Origin of the sequence: Pseudomonas sp. FP2338 (genome assembly GCF_030687515.1) — a bacterium.
In the GTDB taxonomy this organism is placed as follows: Bacteria; Pseudomonadota; Gammaproteobacteria; order Pseudomonadales; family Pseudomonadaceae; genus Aquipseudomonas; species Aquipseudomonas salomonii.
Map to the genome: position 1 here is coordinate 1,617,396 of NZ_CP117436.1, position 20,610 is coordinate 1,638,005.

The 20,610-nt window shown below is 60.8% G+C and carries 18 protein-coding genes; 6 read left to right on the top strand and 12 right to left on the bottom strand.

Annotated elements, in window-relative coordinates; all coding sequences use genetic code 11:
- Positions 1-103 precede the first annotated feature (103 nt).
- From PSH96_RS07280 to PSH96_RS07305, 6 genes are all read right to left on the bottom strand, one after another.
- Positions 104-988, bottom strand: a complete 885-nt coding sequence (locus PSH96_RS07280; protein ID WP_305458480.1) for a polysaccharide deacetylase family protein — start codon at positions 986-988, stop codon at positions 104-106.
- Positions 989-1,141: 153 nt separating this feature from the next.
- Complete coding sequence (locus PSH96_RS07285; RefSeq protein WP_305458482.1) at positions 1,142-2,512, bottom strand: M91 family zinc metallopeptidase; 1,371 nt, start codon at positions 2,510-2,512, stop codon at positions 1,142-1,144.
- A 289-nt stretch (positions 2,513-2,801) separates the two neighbouring features.
- Complete coding sequence (locus PSH96_RS07290) at positions 2,802-4,052, bottom strand: OprD family porin (protein ID WP_305458484.1); 1,251 nt, start codon at positions 4,050-4,052, stop codon at positions 2,802-2,804.
- A 172-nt stretch (positions 4,053-4,224) separates the two neighbouring features.
- Positions 4,225-5,682, bottom strand: coding sequence for an AdeC/AdeK/OprM family multidrug efflux complex outer membrane factor (adeC, locus tag PSH96_RS07295; protein ID WP_305458485.1), 1,458 nt, complete (start codon positions 5,680-5,682; stop codon positions 4,225-4,227).
- The gene (locus PSH96_RS07300) at positions 5,679-8,840 is read right to left on the bottom strand and encodes an efflux RND transporter permease subunit (RefSeq protein ID WP_305458487.1); all 3,162 of its coding nucleotides are present in this window, start codon (positions 8,838-8,840) and stop codon (positions 5,679-5,681) included. The genes adeC and PSH96_RS07300 overlap by 4 nt, the downstream gene beginning before the upstream one ends.
- Positions 8,841-8,843: 3 nt before the next feature.
- On the bottom strand, positions 8,844-9,998 hold the full coding sequence (locus PSH96_RS07305; RefSeq protein ID WP_305458489.1) for an efflux RND transporter periplasmic adaptor subunit: 1,155 nt from the start codon (positions 9,996-9,998) through the stop codon (positions 8,844-8,846).
- A 265-nt stretch (positions 9,999-10,263) separates the two neighbouring features.
- Between PSH96_RS07305 and PSH96_RS07310 the strand changes: the two genes are divergently transcribed.
- Complete coding sequence (locus PSH96_RS07310) at positions 10,264-10,896, top strand: TetR family transcriptional regulator (protein WP_056857447.1); 633 nt, start codon at positions 10,264-10,266, stop codon at positions 10,894-10,896.
- A 287-nt stretch (positions 10,897-11,183) separates the two neighbouring features.
- Here PSH96_RS07310 and PSH96_RS07315 read toward each other — a convergent pair whose 3' ends face one another.
- The 3 genes from PSH96_RS07315 to PSH96_RS07325 are packed head-to-tail and all read right to left on the bottom strand — an operon-like array spanning position 11,184 to position 13,777.
- Positions 11,184-12,239 carry an alkene reductase gene (locus PSH96_RS07315; RefSeq protein WP_305458491.1) on the bottom strand — a complete coding sequence of 352 codons (1,056 nt, stop codon included), beginning with the start codon at positions 12,237-12,239 and terminating at the stop codon, positions 11,184-11,186.
- 31 nt (positions 12,240-12,270) lie between these two features.
- Positions 12,271-13,437, bottom strand: a complete 1,167-nt coding sequence (locus PSH96_RS07320) for an MFS transporter (protein WP_305458493.1) — start codon at positions 13,435-13,437, stop codon at positions 12,271-12,273.
- Between the two features lie 13 nt (positions 13,438-13,450).
- Entirely contained in the window at positions 13,451-13,777 is a 327-nt protein-coding gene (locus PSH96_RS07325) for a helix-turn-helix transcriptional regulator (RefSeq protein ID WP_017137252.1), read from the bottom strand.
- A 154-nt stretch (positions 13,778-13,931) separates the two neighbouring features.
- Here PSH96_RS07325 and PSH96_RS07330 point away from each other — a divergent pair, with 154 nt between their 5' ends.
- Positions 13,932-14,516, top strand: a complete 585-nt coding sequence (locus tag PSH96_RS07330) for an ACP phosphodiesterase (protein WP_305458495.1) — start codon at positions 13,932-13,934, stop codon at positions 14,514-14,516.
- 124 nt (positions 14,517-14,640) lie between these two features.
- On the opposite strand, the gene PSH96_RS07335 is transcribed toward PSH96_RS07330, so the two are convergent.
- Complete coding sequence (locus tag PSH96_RS07335) at positions 14,641-15,432, bottom strand: lysophospholipid acyltransferase family protein (RefSeq protein ID WP_305458497.1); 792 nt, start codon at positions 15,430-15,432, stop codon at positions 14,641-14,643.
- Positions 15,432-16,187 (bottom strand): L-ornithine N(alpha)-acyltransferase, encoded by a 756-nt coding sequence (gene olsB, locus PSH96_RS07340; RefSeq protein WP_305458499.1) that lies wholly within the window; start codon positions 16,185-16,187, stop codon positions 15,432-15,434. Before olsB ends, PSH96_RS07335 begins: the two co-directional genes overlap by 1 nt.
- A gap of 185 nt (positions 16,188-16,372) precedes the next feature.
- On the opposite strand from olsB, the gene PSH96_RS07345 reads away from it, so the two are divergent.
- Both PSH96_RS07345 and PSH96_RS07350 read left to right on the top strand, forming a co-directional pair.
- Positions 16,373-17,455 (top strand): serine hydrolase, encoded by a 1,083-nt coding sequence (locus PSH96_RS07345; RefSeq protein WP_305458501.1) that lies wholly within the window; start codon positions 16,373-16,375, stop codon positions 17,453-17,455.
- Positions 17,452-17,766: an amidase gene (locus tag PSH96_RS07350; protein WP_236372427.1), complete on the top strand. Its 315-nt coding sequence runs from the start codon at positions 17,452-17,454 to the stop codon at positions 17,764-17,766. The genes PSH96_RS07345 and PSH96_RS07350 overlap by 4 nt, the downstream gene beginning before the upstream one ends.
- 180 nt (positions 17,767-17,946) lie before the next feature.
- Here PSH96_RS07350 and PSH96_RS07355 read toward each other — a convergent pair whose 3' ends face one another.
- Positions 17,947-18,240, bottom strand: a complete 294-nt coding sequence (locus PSH96_RS07355) for a DUF3077 domain-containing protein (RefSeq protein WP_305458503.1) — start codon at positions 18,238-18,240, stop codon at positions 17,947-17,949.
- 556 nt (positions 18,241-18,796) lie between these two features.
- On the opposite strand from PSH96_RS07355, the gene PSH96_RS07360 reads away from it, so the two are divergent.
- Positions 18,797-19,168, top strand: coding sequence for a colicin E1 family microcin immunity protein (locus PSH96_RS07360; protein WP_305458505.1), 372 nt, complete (start codon positions 18,797-18,799; stop codon positions 19,166-19,168).
- 236 nt (positions 19,169-19,404) lie between these two features.
- A complete protein-coding gene (locus PSH96_RS07365; RefSeq protein WP_305458506.1) occupies positions 19,405-20,580 on the top strand; it encodes a M20 aminoacylase family protein in 1,176 nt (391 codons plus the stop codon).
- The last annotated feature ends 30 nt before the right edge of the window (positions 20,581-20,610 follow it).

Here is a 20,610-nt window from a genome sequence, read left to right on the forward strand (position 1 = left end):
GCTGGCTTGCCTGCGATACAGGCCACTCGGTTTGTCGGTTAAGCCGAGGTGATGCCATCGCAGGCAAGCCAGCTCCCACAGTAAACCTCCTGTGTTTTTGAGGTCAGTGTGAGTCCGCATCCCACACCCAGTTCCACACTCCCGGTAGATGCACTACTTCATTCATATCTTTGACTGTGCGTGCCAAGGCTGCGCGTTCCAGCGTGGCGTGGTCGGTGTAGAACGGCTCGGCAGCCACCTTCATGCCGTTGATCCGCGCGCTGTCCATCAGGATCTGTAAGTACTCCTGTAAATGTCGCGCGGTGTAGCGGTTGATATCGTGGAAGGTCACCACCACCGGTATCACGCCGTCGACTGTGGGCAGTTCGCCCAAGGCAATGCGCTCGCGCACCACCGACAGTTGCCGATACAAATTCGCCCGCCGGCGTGGGCTGCCATTAAAACCCCAGATCTTGCCGTCATTGGCACTCAGGTCAGTCAGCAGCACATGCATGCCATGGCGCTGGTAAGCGGCGAAGGTGCGTCTGTCATAGTTCCAGAACGGCGGGCGCACTAACGTTGGTGGCGCGCCGGTGATCGACGCAATATCGGCCGCGCCCTCGGTGAGGGTGCTTTCCAGCTTGGCATCATTGAGCCAGCGATGGTTGGTATGAAACGCCGTGGCCGTGTGGAACGCCAGCACATGCCCGGCGGCATATTCGCGCTCCATGGTCTTGCGCCCCCGCGGGCTGCCGCCGGAACGGGACGCCTCGGTCTGCAGGAAAAACACCGCCTTGATGCCTGGCAGCACCGGGTTGTGCGCAAGGTCGGCAATCACGGAGCGGCTCGGGTTGTTGTAGCCCGAGGCACTGGGGCCGTCATCGAAGGTCAGCAGGAAGCGGATCGGCGCCTGGGTTTGCAGGCGCTGCTCGGTCTGCGGCGTCAGGGCAATGGGTGGGCCGATGCAGCCGCTGAGCAGGATCGATAGGATGACAATCAGGTATTTCATGGCGGCCTGGGTCAAGAGGGGTTGGCGTCGATGAAATCCCTGTATCGACTGAAGGGCGCATGCACCATACAGCATGAGCACATCGGTGATCACCGGGAAATATTGCCCCGTGTCTTGGGACGGCGGGCTGCTGCGCCAGCCCGCTTTCAAGCGTCAGGTATAGCTCGTGCGCAGTGGTTTACCCGTTTCTTCGTTCAGGGTGTTTTCGGTAAAAGGGGCTGGGTTGGTAGAGGTTGGTGGGGTGGAGGGGTCGTTATCGAAGTCGTAGGGGGCCGCGCTGCTTGGCAGGCCCACGGCTTGCAGTTCGTCATTGGGTGGGCCGGGGCGCTGAGGGTGAGCGCTGGTCGGGTCACTCGCACCGGGCAGGAACGTGCCGTTGGCACCGTTCCAAGCGTGCGCCATCTCATGGTAGAGCTGGACCAACGGCATATCGCTGCCATGGATATGCGCCGGGTTATAGAAAATCGTAGCGTCGTCCGCGCGGGCGCCAGGCACGCCGTCCTTGATGTAACCCAGCTTCGGGTCATTCGGGGTCTCGGGATACTGATGGGTATCGGCCATTCTTTGCAGCTCAGTACTCCAGAAATCGTAGAAGTTATTGGCGCTGTTCGATTGCCTGATGTGGACAGGGCCGCCGTTTTGAACCGCTGCCTTATCCAGCGCTTCCAGCATTTTTTGCCCTTGGGGCGAAGCGCGAAGCAACGCCAGATCGTCTTCGACCCGCTGGATGAAGTCCGGTGATCCATGGATGTTGAACGCTTGTCGGCCCGCTTCGCTTGGTGTCACTTGGGTGACTGTCGAGCCTTGGGTGCCGATCAGGTGGTCTGTCATTTTTGCGTAGAGACGCGCTTTGAGGGTGTTGGCCCGCACCGTGTCACGACCCTGCCCGGTGTAAACAGTGGTCTGGTCGTAGCCGACTAACAGGTCGTTACCCTGGCCGCCATTGAGCACCGTGTGCCCATTGCCCGCGTACAGGTGGTCGTCGCCGGCACCGCCATCCAGGTGGCTGTGTTTGCTCGCCGGCCCGCTGCCTGCGTACAAACGGTCGTTGCCATTATTGCCGTACAGAACGGCGTGGCCAGTGCCGCCGGCAATCGTATCGTCCCCCTCATTGCCCTCTGCATAGCCTGTGCCGCTGCCAAGGCGAATATGGTCATTGCCGCGCCCACCATAGATGCTGGTGTGACCGCCTCCAGCCTGCACGGTGTCGTCGCCATCGCCGGCTTCGATCTTCACTCGCACAGTGACATTGGGGTCGAGCGTAATTCGGTCGTCACCCGCCGCACTTTTGATGTGGAGGAAGGTTGGTGCGTTTGAACGGCCGTCGAAGGAACTGAAGGCGTATTCGCGACCGTTTATCCGCGCGTACAGCTGGCCGTCAGGACGTTGACTGATGTGAATCCGGTCCGATTGATCGCCGGTTTCGATGATCAAAATGTTCTCCAGTGTCTCTGGGCGTCCGGGGTTTTTGAGACCCTCGATCAGCATCTGGCCAACACGCAGGTAGCCGTCATCCACCAGCATCTGTGTTTTGGTTCGAGTGGGTGGTGGGCCTGAGGGCGGTTGGGGCTGGTTATTGCTGGGTGGGAGTTGGGATGGCGCCATGAAGGGGTGGTGATGTGAAGTGACTACGTTCATGGGCGGTTAACCTCGTGTCGGATGGCGTGTTTTTTTTGTCGGCATTTTCCGACTAGATGCACGCCTTCAGTCGAGTGAGGGGAGGGAAACGTTCCTTCTTTAAGTGAGGCAACTTGCTACAAAACAGCCACGATCAATCAAGACGCGCGGCTGCAGCGGTAGGCGCCCTGGCCGCTTACAAGAGGCTGATCGGATAGCTGACGATCAACCGGTTCTCATCAAATTCATTGTTGCTGTAGTCCCTGCGCATCGTGGAATTGCGCCAGCGCACATTCAGATCCCTGAAAGTGCCGCTCTGCACCGTATAACCCACTTCGCTCTCACGACCCCATTCCTTGCCGTCGGTGACGGTGCCGGTGTGCACGTTGCTGCCGCTGATATAACGGTTCATCAGGGTCAGGCCGGGTATGCCGAGCGCGGCGAAGTTGTAGTCGTGGCGCACTTGCCAGGATTTTTCCTGGGCGTTGTCGTAGCTGGAGTTATAGCTGTCGTTGGCCAGGGTGCCGCCGCTGGTGCCGTTGACGCGCATCCAGGCACTGTTGCCGGTGAGTTTTTGCAGGCCGACGTAGAAGGTGTTGCCGCCGTAACGAGCGGAGAACAGGCCGGACCAGGTCTTGTTGTCCAGCTCGCCTGCGCGGGCACTGCCGTCGTCCTTGCCGTAGAAGAACCCGAGGTTGGCGCCCAGGGTCCAGCTGCCCACCGCCTGGCTGTGAGTCAGGTTGATGTATTGCTGGCTGTAAATGTCCTTGAGTTGGGCATTCCATACGCCAATTTGGGTGTGTTTGTCGTTGAAGGCGTATTCACCGCCCTGGAAGTTGAAGCGGTCGGAGGTGAAGGCGGTTTTACCGACCATCGACATGTCGGTCATGCTGCTGTCGTCGCGCGGGCTGTTGGCGCGGAACTGGCCGCCGTAGAGGGTCAGTCCGTCGATTTCCCTGGAAGTGATCTGCCCGCCACGCAGGGTTTGCGGCAGGGAGCGGCCGTCGTCCGAGCGCAAAATCGGCAGCACCGGCATCCATTCGCCGACCTTGACTTCGGTCTTGGAGATCCGCGCCTTGAACGCGACCCCAAGACGCCCGAAGTTGTCCGCCGGGCGGCCGTCGCGGTCCAGCGGCAACAGCTGGGTGCCACCGGTGCCGCGCCCGCCATCGAGCTTTTGTGAGTACATGCCCAGCACATCCACACCGAAACCCACCGTGCCCTGGGTGAAGCCGGACTTGGCGTCGAGGATGAAACTTTGCGTCCACTCCTGCGCGCCGCCCTGGCTTTTGGTCGGGTTGGTGTAATTGCGGTTGAAGAAGAAATTGCGCAGGTTGAGGTTGGCGCTGGCGTCTTCGAGAAAACCGTGTTCTTCGGCGACGACGGGCAGGGCAAGGCTGGCGACAGCGGTTGCCAGCAATAGCTGGCGCGGGCGGAACGTGCTCATGGTGTTGGACCTGTTGTTATTGGGGTTATGCAGGTGCGGGCCATGGTGCGGGGCGGTGCGGGGGCGATGAAAGTGGGGGAGAGCGGGTTGTGGGCGATGATCGAACGCAAGTTGGCGGGCATAAAAAAACCGCTTCCGGTGAGGGAAGCGGTTTTTGTTCAGTGCACTGCTGTTAGAACAACTTCAGCGCCGGTGCTTCTTCTTTCAACGGCTCGTTCTTCGCGGTCTGCTCGTTCCAGCCACCGCCGAGGGCCTTGTACAGGTTGACCTCGCTGTTGAGCTGCGCCAGGCGGTCGGTGATCAGCGATTGCTGGGCACTGAACAGTTGGCGCTGGGCGTCGAGGAAGGTCAGGTTGCTGTCGACACCAATGCGGTAGCGACGCTCGGCCAGGCGGTAGTAATCCTGGTTGGCCGCGACGAAGCCACGTTGGGCGTCCAACTGCTGCTTGTAGGTCTCACGGGCGGCAAGGCCGTCGGAGACTTCCTGGAAGCCGGTCTGGATCGCCTTCTCGTAGTTGGCCACGTTGATCTCTTTCTGGATCTTCGAGTAGTCCAGGCTTGCGCGCAGGCTACCGGCGTTGAAGATCGGGATGTTGATCTGCGGGGCAAACGACCAGGTGCCCGAACCGCCTTTGAACAGGCCACCCAGGGTAGGGCTGGCGGTACCGGCGCTGGCGGTCAGGCTGATGCTCGGGAAGAACGCAGCACGGGCCGCGCCGATGTTGGCGTTGGCGGCTTTGAGGTTGTACTCGGCCTGCACAATGTCAGGGCGACGTTGCAGCAGGTCGGATGGCAACCCGGCCGGCACTTCGCTGAGCAGGTCATCCGACAGCGGCTTGCTGGCGATATTGGCCGGCAGGCCGGTGCCCAGCAACAGGGTCAGGCTGTTTTCGTCCTGGGCCACCTGGCGCGTATAACGTGCCAGTTGCACCCGGGCGTTTTCCACCGAGGTGCGTGCCTGGCTCAAGTCGAGGGCCGAGGCCACGCCGACTTCGTTGCTGCGCGAGGTCAGCTTGAAGCTCTGCTCGAACGCGCCGAGGGTGTCCTGGGTCAGCTTGAGCAGTTCCTTGTCGGCCTGCCAGGTCAGGTAGGCATTCGCCACACTGGCCACCAGGCTGATCTGGGTGCTGCGCCGTGCTTCTTCAGTGGCGAAGTACTTTTGCAGGGCTTCTTCACTGAGGCTGCGTACGCGACCGAACAGGTCCAGCTCATACGAGCTGATGCCCAGGCCAGCCGAATATTGGCTGGTGATGCCGGCTTCGCCAGACTGCGACAGCTTGGCCGGGGTGCGCTGGCGGCTGCCGCTGCCGGTGGCCGAAACCGCCGGGAACAGGTCGGCACGCTGGATCTGGTACTGCGCCGCATAGGCGTCGATGTTCAGCGCCGCGACACGCAGGTCACGGTTGTTCACCAACGCGGTCTGGATCAGCTGTTGCAGGGCAGGGTCATGGAAAAACTGCTTCCAGCCTTGCTCGGCAGCGGCCTGGCCCGGCGCCTGGGCCGACGAGTACGCCGGCCCCTGCGGGAACTGGGCTGCTACCGGCGCTTCAGGGCGCTGGTAGTCAGGGATCAGCGAGCAGCCACTGAGCACGAATGCGGTGACGGCTAAGGAAAGTAGCGACTTGCTCATTGGCCAGCCTCTTTAGGAGTTTCAGTAGTGTCTTTCTTTTTGCGTTCGCCCGCAGCCGAAACGGTCGCGAAGAACAGTGGTACCCAGAAGATCGCCAGGACCGTCGCTGTGATCATACCGCCAATTACGCCGGTACCGATTGCGTGCTGGCTACCTGAGCCCGCGCCGGTGGAGATTGCCAGTGGCAATACGCCGAGGACGAACGCCATGGAGGTCATGATGATCGGCCGCAGACGCATGCGGGACGCTTCGATAGCCGCCTCGACGATGCCTTTGCCTTGTTCGTGGAGCTCTTTGGCAAACTCCACGATCAGGATGGCGTTTTTCGCCGCCAGGCCCACCGTCACCAACAGGCCCACCTGGAAGAACACGTCGTTGGACAACCCGCGCAAGCTGGTCGCCATCAATGCGCCCACAACCCCCAGGGGCACTACCAGGATGACCGCGATCGGGATCGACCAGCTTTCGTACAGTGCCGCGAGGCAGAGGAACACCACCAGCAGCGACAAGGCGTACAGCGCAGGTGCCTGGGAGCCGGACAGACGTTCTTCATACGACAACCCCGTCCACGCATAGCCAACACCCGCAGGCAATTGCTTGGCAATACGCTCGACTTCGGCCATGGCGTCACCGGTACTGTAGCCCGGCGCCGGCGTACCGAGGACTTCCATCGCCGCTACACCGTTGTAGCGCGAGAGTTTCGGCGAACCGAAGATCCACTTGCCCGAAGCGATGGAGGACAACGGCACCATCTTCCCGGAGTCGCTGCGCACGTACCATTTGTCCAGGTCTTCAGGCGACATGCGGCTGGCGGCGTCACCTTGCACGTACACCTTCTTCACCCGACCGCGGTCGATGAAGTCGTTGACGTAGCTGCCACCCAAGGCAATCGCCAGGGTCTGGTTGATGTTCGACAGGGTGATGCCCTGGGCGCTGGCCTTCTCGTCGTCGACGGTGAGTTCGTACTGCGGCTCATCGTTCACGCCGTTGGGGCGCACGCCTGCCAGAATCTTGCTCTGTGCTGCCATACCGAGGAACTGGTTACGCGCCGCCATCAATTTATCGTGGCCGACACCGCCCTGGTCTTGCAGGAACACGTCGAAGCCGGTGGCGTTACCCAGTTCCAGTACAGACGGCGGCACGATGGCAAATACCATGGCGTCCTTGAAGGTCTGCATGAAGTAGCCCTGGGCGCGCTTGGCGATCTCGAACACCGAGTTGGAGGCGTCACGTTCGCCCCACGGCTTGAGCATCACAAATGCCAGGCCCGAGCTTTGGCCACGACCGGCGAAGTTGAAGCCGTTTACGGTAAACACCGATTTCACGCCTTTGCCTTCGCCCGGTTCGCCTTCCTTGTCGTTGAGCAGGTAGGCACGCATGTCGTCGATGACTTTTTGCGTACGCTCAGCCGTGGAACCGACCGGCGTCTGCACCTGAGCGAAGATCACGCCCTGGTCTTCATCGGGCAGGAACGCTGCAGGAATGCGCATGAACAGCCAGATCATGCCGGCGAAGATCAGCGCGTACACCAGGAACGCAGGAATCTTGTGCCTGATCATGTTGCCCACGCCGCGCTCGTAGCTCAGTACGCCACGGTCGAAGGTGCGGTTGAACCAGCCGAAGAAACCACGCTTGGGTTGGCCGTGCTTTTCCGGATCGATCGGCTTGAGCATGGTGGCGCACAACGCCGGGGTGAAGATCAGCGCAACCAGTACCGACAACGCCATGGCCGAAACGATGGTGATGGAGAACTGTTTGTAAATCACACCGGTGGAACCACCGAAGAACGCCATCGGCAACAGAACCGCCGACAGTACCAGGGCGATACCCACCAGGGCGCCCTGGATCTGGCCCATGGACTTGACCGTCGCCTCTTTGGGCGACAAGTGTTCCTCAGCCATTACCCGTTCGACGTTTTCCACCACCACGATGGCATCGTCCACCAGCAGGCCGATGGCCAGGATCATGCCGAACATGGTCAGGGTGTTGATGGTGAAACCGAACGCGGCCAGGATCCCGAAGGTACCCAACAGTACGACCGGTACGGTCATGGTGGTGATGATGGTGGCGCGGAAGTTCTGCAGGAACAGGAACATCACCAGGAACACCAGCACGATCGCTTCGACCAGGGTGTCGACTACCCCGGAGATCGATTCGGTAACGACTGGGGTGGTGTCATACGGCACCACCGCCTTCATGCCTGGCGGGAAGAACGGTTCGAGCGACGCCACGGTGGCGCGGATGGCCTTGCCGGTGTCCAGGGCGTTGGCGCCCGAAGCCAGCTTGATCGCCATACCGGAAGCCGGCTTGCCGTTGAACTGCGCAGCGATGCTGTAGTTCTGGCCACCGAGTTCAATACGGGAGACATCTTTCAGGCGCACCTGTGAGCCGTCGGTATTGACCTTCATCAGAATGTTGCCGAACTGCTCAGCTGTCTGCAGGCGGGTCTTGCCAATGATTGTGGCGTTCAGCTGCGTGCCGGGCAGGGCAGGCAGGCCGCCCAGTTGGCCGGTAGCGACCTGTACGTTCTGCGCGGAGATCGCGGTGCTGACATCCACCGGCGTGAGCTGGTAGTTGTTCAGCTTGGCCGGGTCCAGCCAGATACGCATGGCGTACTGCGAACCGAACACCTGGAAGTCACCGACACCCGCCGTACGGGAAATCGGGTCCTGGATGTTGGACACAATGTAGTTGGACAGGTCGTCCTTGGTCATGCTGCCGTCTTCGGACACCAGACCGATCACCATCAGGAAGTTCTTCACCGACTTGGTCACGCGGATACCCTGCTGCTGCACTTCTTGCGGCAGCAGTGGGGTCGCCAGGTTCAGCTTGTTCTGCACCTGAACCTGGGCGATATCCGGGTTGGTACCCTGGTTGAACGTCACGGTGATGGTCATGCTGCCGTCGGAGTTACTGTCCGAGGAAACATAACGCAGGTTGTCGATACCGTTGAGCTGTTGCTCGATCACCTGCACCACGGTGTCCTGCACGGTTTGTGCGGACGCGCCTGGGTAGGTCACCTGGATGTCGATGGCGGTCGGCGCGATGGCCGGGTATTGGTTGATGGGCAACTTCATGATCGAAAGTGCCCCGACCAGCATGATCACCAGGGCGATAACCCAGGCGAAAATGGGACGGTCGATAAAAAATTTCGACATGGATTACTCCCCTTTGCCAGCAGCGGCAGCAGGAGCAGCAGCACTGCCAGCGTCAGCAGGCTTGGCGTTGTCGGCCGGCTTGACTTTGACCTCGACGCCCGGCTTGACGTATTGCAAGCCTTCTGTGATCACACGGTCGCCGGCGTTCAGGCCTTTTTCCACCAGCCAGTAGGCGCCGTACGTACGGTTGGCTACCAGCTCGCGCTGCTCGACCTTGTTGTCGGCGTTGACGATAAGCGCCGTTGGCGTGCCCTTCAGGTCACGGGTCACGCCTTGCTGCGGTGCCAGGATGGCCTTGCTGTTCACACCCGCTTGCAGTTGGGCGTGCACGAACATGCCCGGCAGCAGGGTGTGGTCAGGGTTGGGGAATACGGCGCGCAGGGTCACGGAGCCAGTAGTCTGGTCAACCGACACTTCGGAGAACTCCAGCTTGCCGTCCTGGGCGTAGGCGCTGCCGTCTTCCAGGGTCAGCTTGACCTTGGCCGCGTTTTCGCCGGCTTTCTCCAGCTGGCCGCTTTCGAGGTCGCGGCGCAGTTTCAGCATTTCAGCCGACGACTGGGTGACGTCGACATAGATCGGGTCCAGTTGCTGAATCACGGCCATGGCATCGGCCTGGCCATTGCTGACCAGCGCGCCTTCGGTGACCGAAGAACGACCAATACGCCCGGAGATCGGCGCGAACACTTTGGTGTAGCGCACGTTGATCTGGGCGGTTTGCACGTCGGCTTCAGACGTCATGCGGTTGGCCACGGCGGTGTCGTATTCCTGACGGCTGACGGCTTGCTCATCGACAAGTTGCTTGTAGCGGTCGGTGATGGACTTGGTCTGGGTCAGTTTCGCTTGTGCGCTTTTGAGGGTGGCGTCATACACCGACGGGTCGATCTGGTAGAGCTGTTGCCCTTCCTTCACGTCGCCGCCTTCCTTGAACAGGCGCTTGAGAATGATGCCGTTCACCTGGGGACGAACTTCCGCGATGCGGTAGGCGGTGGTGCGGCCTGGCAATTCGGACGTCAGGGTGAAGGCTTGCGGTTGAATGGTGACCACGCCGACCTGAGGGGTTTGAGCGGGCGGAGCCGCTTCTTCCTTTTTACATCCGCTGAGCAGCGATGCCAGGGCGACGGCAGTGACCAGAGCGGTAACAGCTGGCTTAAGTTGCATGAAGATCCTCGGGTCAGGCGCGCAGAGTGCGCACAAGAAGTGTGGAAGGGTAAAAAACAAGCCGTGAGTGGATAAGTAGCTTGCTACGCAATATACTTACGTTCACGGTTGTTTGTAAACTCTTGACAGGTTTCGCGGATTGTTGACAAAGCATCCGCCAAAGCCTCGATTTTAGTACGTTCGGCGCCCAAGACGACGTCGTCCCACAATTATTCAGATGATGCTCAAGCACCATCCACAGTGTCCTGATTGAGGTTTTACTGCCATGGTTCGTCGCACCAAAGAGGAAGCTCAGGAAACGCGCAGCCAGATTCTCGACGCCGCCGAGCAAGCCTTTTATCAACGCGGAGTGGCCCGCACCACGCTGGCGGACATCGCCGCGTTGGCCGGGGTGACGCGCGGGGCTATCTATTGGCATTTCAGTAACAAGTCCGATTTGCTCCAGGCACTGCTCGACACGCTGCACGAACCCCTGGACGAACTGGCCCGGGCCAGTGAAAGCGAGGATGAAGTCGACCCGCTGGGTTGTATGCGCAAGCTGTTGATCCATCTTTATCATCAAGTGGCCCTGGACCCGAAAACCCGGCGCATCAACGAAATCCTGTTTCATAAGTGCGAGTTCACCGATGAAATGTGCGACATGCGGCGCCAACGCCAGACCCACAGCCTGGAATGCAACCTGCGCATCGGCCTGACGCTGCGCAACGCGGTCCATCGCGGGCAACTTCCGGAAAACCTCGACACCACGCGGGGCGCGGTGTGCATTCATGCTTACATCCACGGCTTGATTGGCCAGTGGCTGTTGGTACCCGACAGCTTCCAACTGCATCAGGACGCTGAACGCTGGGTGGACGCAGGGCTGGACATGCTGCGCTTGAGCCCCAGCCTGCGCAATTAAGACAAAATGCGTAATTGCATCCAGTTGTGTCAACAGTAAAGTCCAGAGACAGTCAATCGTCCCTTCGCAGGATTTGTGGGGTGACTTTATATACGGGCTGGCGGGCGGTTGATAGGTAGCCGCCTAAGTATTTTGTAGCAATTTTGTTGCAAGGCTGTGAAGGAGTGTTTCCGAGTGCTGCGCAAGGTTCCTAAGGTGGGGCTTGCGTGGGAGCTGGTGTGCTCAAGCGCGCATTAAAAAAGCCCCGGTTCCTGCGAACCGGGGCTTTTTCGTTTCAGCGAATTACATCACAACGCCAGCGTCGGGTAGTCGATGTAACCCACCGGGCCTTTAGCGTAGAAGGTTTCCGGGTGCGGTTCGTTCAACGGCGCATCGGCCTTCAAGCGTGCCGGCAGGTCCGGGTTGGCAATGAACGGCACGCCGAAGGCCACCGCATCGGCCTTGCCGGCCGCCAGCCAGGCGTTGGCGCTGTCTTTGGTGAAGCGTTCGTTGGCGATGTACGCGCCGCCGAAGGCTTTTTTCAGCTGTGGGCCGAGGCTGTCGCCGGCTTCTTTTTCACGCGAGCAGATAAACGCGATGCCACGCTTGCCCAGCTCGCTGGCGACGTAAGTGAAGGTTTCCGCCAGGTTATCGTCGCCCATGTCATGGGAGTCGGCGCGGGGTGCCAGGTGCACACCCACACGGCCGGCGCCCCAGACTTCGATAGCGGCGTCGGTCACTTCCAGCAGCAGGCGAGCGCGGTTTTCCAGGGAGCCGCCGTAGTTGTCGGTGCGCTGGTTGGTGCTGCTTTGCAGGAACTGGTCGAGCAGGTAACCGTTGGCGCCGTGGATCTCCACGCCGTCAAAGCCTGCCGCTTTGGCGTTCTCGGCACCGACGCGGTAAGCGTCAACGATGTCGGCGATTTCAGCGGTTTCCAGGGCACGTGGGGTCGGGTAGTCGGCGAGTGGGCGAACCAGGCTGACGTGGCCTTTAGGCTGGATGGCGCTGGGTGCCACCGGGGTTTCGCCGTTCAGGTACGACTCATGGGAGATACGGCCCACATGCCACAGTTGCAGGAAGATCTTGCCGCCCGCGCCGTGTATCGCCTTGGTGACATTGGCCCAGCCGCGCACCTGGTCGTTGGACCAGATGCCCGGCGTGTCCGGGTAGCCCACGCCCAGCGGCGTCACGGAGGTGGCTTCGCTGAGGATCAGCCCGGCGGAAGCGCGTTGCACGTAGTACTCGGCCATCAGCGCATTCGGTACGCGGCCTTCATCGGCGCGGCAGCGGGTCAGCGGCGCCATGATGATGCGGTTGGACAATTCCAGGTCGCCCAGTTTGATCGGATCGAAAATAGTCGTCATGGGAAAACACCCTTCTCTTTAAGTGGATTGATCAGTCGGTCGCAGGGGCCAGGTCGGCATCGCCGCTCTGACGGAAAGTAATCAAGGTCACCAGCAGGGCCAGGATCGCCAGGGCCGCCGCCGCCAAAGGCACGCTGGTCAGGCCAAAACCGTGGGCAATCACGCTGCCGCCGACCCAGGCGCCGAGGGCGTTGCCGATGTTGAAGGCGCCGATATTCAAGGTGGACACCAGGTTCGGAGCGGCCTTGCCGAAGGTCACCACGTTGATCTGCAGCGCCGGTACGGCGGCAAACGAGGCGGTGGCCCACAGGAACAGGGTGATTTCTGTCGGGATCACCGCGACGCTGGTCCAGGTCAGCACCGTGGACACCACCGCCATGCTGATAAACACGCCAATCAGGGTGGCCGCCAGGCGTTTATCCGCCAGCTTGCCGCCGATGATGTTGCCGACGGTCAGGCCCAGGCCGATCAGCAGCAGGGTCCAGGTCACGCCTTTGGGCGACACGCCGGTGACATCGCCGAGCAGCGGTGCGACGTAAGTAAAGAGGGTGAACATGGACGCGGAGAACAATGCAGTCATGGTCAGCGACAACCAGATACCCGCGCCTTTGAGGGCTTTGAGTTCGGCGCGCATGTCGAGTTTTTCTTCGTCACGCTTGGCGGGCAGAAAGCGGATCAGGCCGATCAGCGCGATCACGCCGATCACCGTGACGGCAAAGAACGTCGAGCGCCAGCCGGTGGCCTGGCCCAGCGCGGTGCCCAGCGGTACGCCGAGCACGTTGGCCAGGGTCAAACCGGTGAACATCAAGGCCACGGCCGAAGCACGCTTGTTGGCCGGCACCAGGTTGGCCGCCACCACCGAACCAATGCCGAAGAACGCACCGTGGCACAGCGCGGTGACCACACGGGCAAACATCAGCACGTTGTAGTCACTGGCCAGGGCGCAGAGCAGGTTGCCGACAATAAAGATGCCCATCAACGCTACCAACGCGGCCTTGCGTGGCAGCCTGGCGGTGGCCAGTGCCATGAACGGCGCGCCAATCGCCACGCCCAAGGCGTAGCCGGTAACCAGCCAGCCGGCGCCGGGGATCGACACGCCCAAGTCCGCCGCCACATCGGGCAGCAAGCCCATGATGACGAACTCGGTGGTGCCGATGGCAAAGGCGCTGAGGGCCAGTATGAGTAGCGAGAGGGGCATTGGTATTTCCTTGTTACAGCGCTGCGTTTTCGTCAGCGCTGAGTTCGGTGATGAGCGCCGCGAGGAAGGCCTGGATGGTTGCCTCGTTGCGTTTGAAAAAGTGCCACTGCCCGGCCTTTTGGCTGCTGATCAACCCGGCGCGTTGCAAGGTGGCCAGGTGCGCCGACACGGTCGACTGGGACAAGCCGCAACGCTGGTCGATCTGCCCGGCACAAATGCCGTATTCGTGGTTGTGCACCTGCTCGGGGAACTGCACCTTCGGGTCTTTCAGCCAGGTGAGGATGTCTCGTCGTACTGGGTGTGCCAGGGCTTTTATTATTTCGTCGAGGTCGATGGACATGGCGGTTGCTCGGTTTCGTACAGCGTTATATCGCGATGAGGCGAACTTTAAATCGGTCTATCCCGATATACCAATATGATTTTGATCTGAGTTCAGGCTATTTCGGTATATCGGGTTATAACGATACGTAAGCGGCAGTGGTAGACTGCGCGGCATGAATTATCTCGCACATCTGCACCTGGGCGGCCAACTTCCTGCTCAATTGCTCGGCAGCCTGTATGGCGACTTTGTAAAAGGCCGCCTGCAAGGCCAGTTCAGCCCGCAAATCGAGTCGGCGATTCAGCTGCACCGCTCGATCGACCGCTTTACCGACAGCCACCCACTGGTGGGTGAGGCGTTGTCACGCTTCAGCCTGACCCGCAAGCGCTACGCCGGGATTGTCCTCGATGTGTTTTTCGACCATTGCCTGGCGCGGGATTGGGCGCTGTACGCGGACCAACCGCTGGAGCGCTTCACCGCGCAGGTGTACCGCGTGTTGGCGGCCGAGCCGCAGTTGCCGGGGCGGCTGGCGCAGATTGCACCCTATATGGCGGCGGATGATTGGTTGGGTTCGTACCGCGAGTTTGCGGTGATGGAGCAGGTGCTGCGCGGGATTTCGCGGCGGCTGACACAGCCCCAGGAATTGGGCCATGCGATGCAGGAGTTGCGGGTTTTGTATGAGCCGTTGAGCGAAGACTTCCGGGTGTTCTACCCCGAATTGCAGAAATTCGCACAAGCCCAACTGATGACTGAGCTCTAACTGAGATCTAAATATGGGAGCTGGCTTGCCTGCGATAGCAGTCTGTCAGTCGAAAGAGATGTGGCTGACCCACCGCTATCGCAGGCAAGCCAGCTCCCACATTTGAACCGATTTTCAGTTCATCTTAAGCTGCAAACGCCGGCCGAGTATCTACCTGCTCCACCTCCGGCACCGGCCCAAACAACGCCTTCTGCACCGCCTGCTGCGCCTGATAGGCCAGCGCCGCACGTTCCTGCCCGGCACAGGCAATCGGCTGGAGCACATGAATCTCCACATCACCCTGGTCATTACTAAACAGACGCATCAGGTGCGAGAGCAAATCGTCATCGCCAATAAACGGTGCCAGCGCATCCACTTGCCCATCACGCAAATAACGAATCGCCACCGGTTGCAGCGACACATCCGCATCAATCGCACTGGCCAGCAAGCGCCCATGGAACGTGCGCAGGCTGCGCCCGTCGGTGGTGGTGCCTTCGGGGAACATCAGCAGCGGGTGCTGTTGCTCCAGATGCCGGGTCATCTGCTTGCGGATCAACTGGCTGTCGCCCGAACCGCGGCGGATAAACAGGCTGCCGGCCTTCGCCGCCAACCAGCCGGCCACCGGCCAGGTGCGCACTTCGGCCTTGGACAAAAACGACATCGGCGCCACCGCGCCGAGCAGCGGAATGTCGGTCCAGGACACGTGATTGCTCACCCACAGCATCGGCTGCGTCGGCAGTTCACCGTGTACCGTCACGCGAAAGGGCAGGGCGTTGGTCAGCCGCGCCATAAAAAACCGCGACCAACGCTGGCGCCGCACCATTGAGTTGGCAATGCGCAAACGCTCGAACACGCCAAACACACTGGCCATGCTCAACCCCAGCGCCACCACCAGCAGCACCCGGGCAATGCGCCCGTATATGCGCAGGCGGCTCATCACATGGCCGCCTTGAAGTGGCGGGCGTAACGCGGGCACAACTCATCGCGCTTGAGCAGGATGAACACGTCGGCCACCTGGAAGTCTTCATCCCAGCACGGCTCGCCGCAGATCTTCGCGCCCAGGCGCATATAAGCCTTGAGCAACGGCGGCATTTCCGCGATCACGTTGGACGGCAGGTCCAGCGCCGGCAGGGGTTTTTTTGGTTCGGCGCGCAGGTGCTCGTTGCACAGGTAGCGTTCGCGCAAGCGCTGCATGATCGCGTGGGCCTGGATGCCGCCGTCGTGCATCGGGATGCTCGCGCAACCCATCAGGTAGCTGTAACCGCCCTGGTTGAGCACTTCGGCCAACTCGCCCCAGAGCACCGCGATGGTGCCGCCGTTGCGGTAGGCCGGGTCGACGCAGGTGCGGCCGATCTCCAGGATCGGGCCTTGTAAGTGCAGCAAGCCATGCAGGCTGAATTCTTCTTCGCTGTAGAACCGGCCCAAGGTGCTGGCGGCCTGGTGGTCGAGCAAACGGGTGGTGGCCACCAGTCGACCGCTGTTCAAATCCCGCACGCCGATGTGGCTGCAGTGAACATCATAGTCATCCATGTCCAGACCCTGTTCCGCGCCTTTCAGCTTGGCGTTGAACTCGCCGCTGAACACGTTGAAACGCAGGGCCTGGGCTTCCTGCAAAGCCCTGGCGCCAACCAGGCGTTCGGCTTGCAGGCGGCGTTCATTGCCGGTGTCGCTGATGCGGGCGATCTGAGTCATGGCGAATCTCCGAGTGCCGGCCACGTACCGGCCGGTCGACTTGTTTGTCCAAACTCAGGCTATGTAGGCTCGGTGTCAGCTCCATGAAGTTATGGTGACGCTTGGATGACAGGCGTTCCTGTCGCAAATCTGTCATACGCCTGGGCTAGGCTCGCGGGCTTGAAAGCCCCCTTGAGTTTGCGTCCATGGTCCGAGGCCTGTTGTGCGTTGCCCTGCTGTTAGTCACCGCTGCCGCCCACGCCGACACTTGGCCGGACAAGGAATGGGCCAAGGGCGAGCCCCTCGAAGGCGCGGCGGTCGATGCACTGAATGCCTACGCTTTTCCACCGCGTGACGACGCCACTCGTAAAGGCATCCGCACCGATGCGCTGCTGGTGATCCGCGATGGCGTGATCGTTTACGAGCGCTACGACGCGCCCACCACCGCCAGCACGCCGCACTTGACCTGGTCGGTGAGCAAAAGCCTGATGGCCACCGTGCTCGGTGTGGCCTACGGCGAAAACCGCTTCAAACTCACTGACCCGGCCGCGCGTTTTTACCCGCCAATGAAGCAACACCCCACAGTGAGCATGGCCGACCTGCTGCACTGGGGCTCGGGCCTGGACTGGCAGGAAGACTACGAATACGCCCCGCTGAAATCCTCCGTGGTGGCGATGCTCTACACCCGAGGCCGCAGCGACATGGCCGAGTTTGCCGCAGCCACCGAGGCCGCCGCCGCACCGGGCCAGGTCTTTCGTTATTCCAGTGGTGACAGCAATATTTTGTCCGCCGCCCTTAAAGGCATGCTCGGCCACAAGGCCTATATGAGTTACCCGTGGGATGCGCTGTTCAAGCCGCTGGGCATTCACAACGCCACCTGGGAAACCGATGCCGACGAAACCTTTGTCGCCTCCTCTTACGCCTACCTCACCGCCCGCGATTTGGCGCGGGTCGGCCTGCTGATGGCGCGCGACGGTCGTTGGGGAGAACAGCAATTGCTGCCTAAAGAATGGGTCGCCTTCAACCGCCAGCCATTCGACAAATACCAGGCCGGCCAGGACGAAGCCGTCCCCGGCGGGCAATGGTGGCTTAACCTCGACCTACAAGGCGCCCCAAGACCCTGGCCCGATGCGCCTGCCGACACCTTCGCCGCCCTCGGCCACTGGGGCCAGGCGCTCTATGTGCTGCCCGACGAACACCTGGTGATCGTGCGCTACGGCGATGACCGCGACGGCACTTACCGCCACAACGAACTGCTCAAACGCGTACTGGCAGCGGTGCAACCATGATCCGTCGTCATCCGGTTATCAGTGTTTTTTTACTGTTACTGCTCGCCCTGTTGGGCTGGGTGTGGCACGAACGCGTCAACCTGCAAGCCTTCCCCGACATCATCGCGGCGTACACCGCCAAGGAATATTGCTCGTGCCGGTATGTGGAGAACAACCCGGCGGACTATTGCCTGGGGTATGTGAAGCAGTACGTGCCGACCAGCGCGTTCACTGACTCGCCGGAACGCAGTGAAGTCACCGCAAGCGGCTTAGGGCGCACACACACGGCGCGGTGGCTAGGTGATCGCCAAGGCTGTCGCCTCAACCCCTGACACACCAAAGATTCCCTGTGGGAGCTGGCTTGCCTGCGATGACGGCGGCACAGGCGACAGTGATGTTGACTGACCTGCCGCTATCGCAGGCAAACCAGCTCCCACATTGGATTTGTGCTGAACTTGGGAAATTAGGCTGTCCAAACAGGCGCCCGATGCACTGCACCGGGCGCGAACGACTTACTGCGGGGTTGGGCTGCCAGGCTGCAATGCCAGCAGCAGGTCATCGATGATGGCCTTACCCATTTCGCCCAGGTAATGCGAGGCGAATGCGAACTTCTCCGCCTTGGGGTCCATGGCCGCTTCAAGGGCGAGCATTTTTGCGTAATAGAGCACGTGGGATGCGTGTTCGAGGGCTTCTACGAGCGGAACCCCGGCGTTGACGCGGAACAGTTTCAAATGGCTTTTGTTTTCTCCGCAATCTGCGAAGGTGGCGGCGCCGATGGTTTCGGCTGAGGGTATTTCGTACGGCATATGCTTGCTCCTTTGGTACAACCAAAAAGAGCTGCCAGTCACGATTCCAAGCATGAGGGTGGCAGCTGTACGCAGGTTGGAATCCGAGAAGAAGCGACTCGGCAGGCACAAGGCCTCCCACGCACAGCCGCCATAAAGCACAAACAGCGGGCACAAAAAAGCGCCGACTGATTGTATGACGACGCTGTAGCGTCTTCTTTCTCGGGATTCCACGCCCGGTCACTGATGAGCAGCGACGGAGGCGAGGTTAACCCTATGTACGCGCCGTCGCAACCGGTGGCCAATAGCTGTCCGCAATCTGCGTTGTGTGGCGAGGGCGGGTGTCGGATCGCCGCACCGTCCCGTTTGACTGCGCAGCAGTCACCGGCTTTTAGGGGCGCTTCGCACCCCAGCGCAAGCAAGCTTGCTCGCCACAGGGTTATGCGCAGCGGCAGAAGTGTCGGTTGTTGCCTTGAAATTTGCCGGGTGCCGCGTTTCCAGTGCGCGCGCCTGTAGTAACCTTGCCCGCGGCCGACCCCACTCACGTCGGCCGTCAACAGGCATAGAAAGGAGACTTATGACGCTGGGGCGCAAGGCCGAAAACTATTTCAGGATGATAAGAACGCGAATGGGCCTGGAGAAAAATTATTATTTAAAAAGCTTCGTTATTGCGCTGTTCATTTTTTGCATGAGCGTCTCCGTTTTTAAATCAAGCGATAAGGCCGCCCTCTATATCTTGATCTGCGGGGTAAATGCGCTGTTGTTCCCGCTGGCCAGGCGTGCAGTCGAAAACGTTGTCTTTCGTTTTACTGGGAAAGAATTTTGGGCGACAGATCCCCTACGGGCCGCCGCATCTTATGGGGGGCACGTACTGCTTTGGATGTTTTATTTCGTTTTTGCCATTCCGCTTGGCGCCTTCTATTTACTGTGGTTGTGCCTGAAGAAATAGTGTCCTTTCGCGTGGCCTTTGCTTGCGCAGAACGGAGCTTCTATTTGTTGGGCCTCGCGTTTTGGGGGCGCTTCGCACCCCAGCTCAAGCAAGCTTGCTTGCCACAGGGTTATTAGGTGTCGGCCTCAGGTTCCACCCAGTGGAACCACCTTTGATTGTCCTCGCGCCCACATCGCGCTTAGCTGTCGATGTGTCGCCAACAAGAACGGGACCACCCGCCTGTGAGGAGAATCACCATGCGCCCACACCAGCACATTCTGGATTGGCTCAGCGATGTCGCCAGCGACTTGCACGCTGTGCGCCATGATATCCACGCCCATCCCGAACTCGGTTTTGAAGAGAACCGCACCAGCGCGCTCGTTGCGCAGGCCTTGAGGGATTGGGGCTATGAAGTGCACACCGGCATCGGCAAAACCGGTGTGGTCGGTGTGCTGCGCAATGGCAGCAGCTCGCGCACGCTGGGGATTCGCGCCGACATGGACGCGTTGCCCATCATCGAAAACACCGGCGCGGCCTACACCAGCCAGCACGCCGGCTGCATGCACGCCTGCGGCCATGACGGCCACACCACCATGTTGCTCGGCGCCGCGCGTTACTTGGCGGCGACGCGGCAATTTGACGGCACTTTGAACCTGATTTTCCAACCCGCCGAAGAAGGCCAGGGCGGCGCCGAGGCGATGCTGGCCGATGGTTTGCTCGAGCGCTTTCCGTGTGATGGCCTATTCGGCATGCACAATATGCCGGGCTTACCGGCGGGGCATCTGGGCTTGCGCGTCGGGCCGATGATGGCCTCGCAAGATTTGCTCACCGTGACGCTGGAAGGCGTCGGCGGCCACGGTTCCATGCCGCATCTGACGGTGGATCCGCTGGTGGCGGCGGCGAGTATGGTCATGGCCTTGCAGACCGTGGTGGCGCGCAATATCGACACCCAGGAAGCCGCCGTGGTCACCGTCGGTGCGCTGCAAGCGGGGCAGGCCGCCAACGTGATTCCTCAGCAAGCGCTGTTGCGTCTGAGCCTGCGTGCACTGAATCCCAAGGTGCGCGAGCAGATGCTCGAACGGGTCAACGCGATCATCCAGACCCAGGCCGCCAGCTTCGGCTGCACGGTGCAGGTTGAACATCGCCCGGCCTACCCGGTGCTGGTCAACCACGCCGAAGAAACCGAGTTTGCTCGCCAAGTCGGCATCGCCTTGCTCGGCGCCGACGCGGTTGACGGCAACACTCGCACCTTGATGGGCAGTGAAGACTTTGCCTGGATGCTGCAACGCTGCCCCGGCAGTTACCTGTTTATCGGCAACGGCGTGTCGCGGCCGATGGTGCACAACCCCGCCTATGACTTTAACGACGACATCCTGCTGACCGGCGCCGCCTATTGGGGGGCGCTGGCCGAGAGCTGGCTCAAGCCTGCCTGACGAGCTGTTTTTTCTGCCGCTGGACCCTTG

Coding starts and splice junctions, on each gene's coding strand:
- PSH96_RS07355 (WP_305458503.1), bottom strand. CDS start 18,240: ATGCCGTACGAAATACCCTCAGCCGAAACCATCGGCGCCGCCACCTTC.
- PSH96_RS07330 (WP_305458495.1), top strand. CDS start 13,932: ATGAATTATCTCGCACATCTGCACCTGGGCGGCCAACTTCCTGCTCAA.
- PSH96_RS07300 (WP_305458487.1), bottom strand. CDS start 8,840: ATGTCGAAATTTTTTATCGACCGTCCCATTTTCGCCTGGGTTATCGCC.
- PSH96_RS07320 (WP_305458493.1), bottom strand. CDS start 13,437: ATGCCCCTCTCGCTACTCATACTGGCCCTCAGCGCCTTTGCCATCGGC.
- PSH96_RS07360 (WP_305458505.1), top strand. CDS start 18,797: ATGACGCTGGGGCGCAAGGCCGAAAACTATTTCAGGATGATAAGAACG.
- PSH96_RS07310 (WP_056857447.1), top strand. CDS start 10,264: ATGGTTCGTCGCACCAAAGAGGAAGCTCAGGAAACGCGCAGCCAGATT.
- PSH96_RS07315 (WP_305458491.1), bottom strand. CDS start 12,239: ATGACGACTATTTTCGATCCGATCAAACTGGGCGACCTGGAATTGTCC.
- adeC (WP_305458485.1), bottom strand. CDS start 5,682: ATGAGCAAGTCGCTACTTTCCTTAGCCGTCACCGCATTCGTGCTCAGT.
- PSH96_RS07345 (WP_305458501.1), top strand. CDS start 16,373: ATGGTCCGAGGCCTGTTGTGCGTTGCCCTGCTGTTAGTCACCGCTGCC.
- PSH96_RS07280 (WP_305458480.1), bottom strand. CDS start 988: ATGAAATACCTGATTGTCATCCTATCGATCCTGCTCAGCGGCTGCATC.
- PSH96_RS07335 (WP_305458497.1), bottom strand. CDS start 15,432: ATGAGCCGCCTGCGCATATACGGGCGCATTGCCCGGGTGCTGCTGGTG.
- PSH96_RS07290 (WP_305458484.1), bottom strand. CDS start 4,052: ATGAGCACGTTCCGCCCGCGCCAGCTATTGCTGGCAACCGCTGTCGCC.
- PSH96_RS07365 (WP_305458506.1), top strand. CDS start 19,405: ATGCGCCCACACCAGCACATTCTGGATTGGCTCAGCGATGTCGCCAGC.
- PSH96_RS07350 (WP_236372427.1), top strand. CDS start 17,452: ATGATCCGTCGTCATCCGGTTATCAGTGTTTTTTTACTGTTACTGCTC.
- PSH96_RS07325 (WP_017137252.1), bottom strand. CDS start 13,777: ATGTCCATCGACCTCGACGAAATAATAAAAGCCCTGGCACACCCAGTA.
- PSH96_RS07285 (WP_305458482.1), bottom strand. CDS start 2,512: ATGCTGGTGGATGACGGCTACCTGCGTGTTGGCCAGATGCTGATCGAG.
- PSH96_RS07305 (WP_305458489.1), bottom strand. CDS start 9,998: ATGCAACTTAAGCCAGCTGTTACCGCTCTGGTCACTGCCGTCGCCCTG.
- olsB (WP_305458499.1), bottom strand. CDS start 16,187: ATGACTCAGATCGCCCGCATCAGCGACACCGGCAATGAACGCCGCCTG.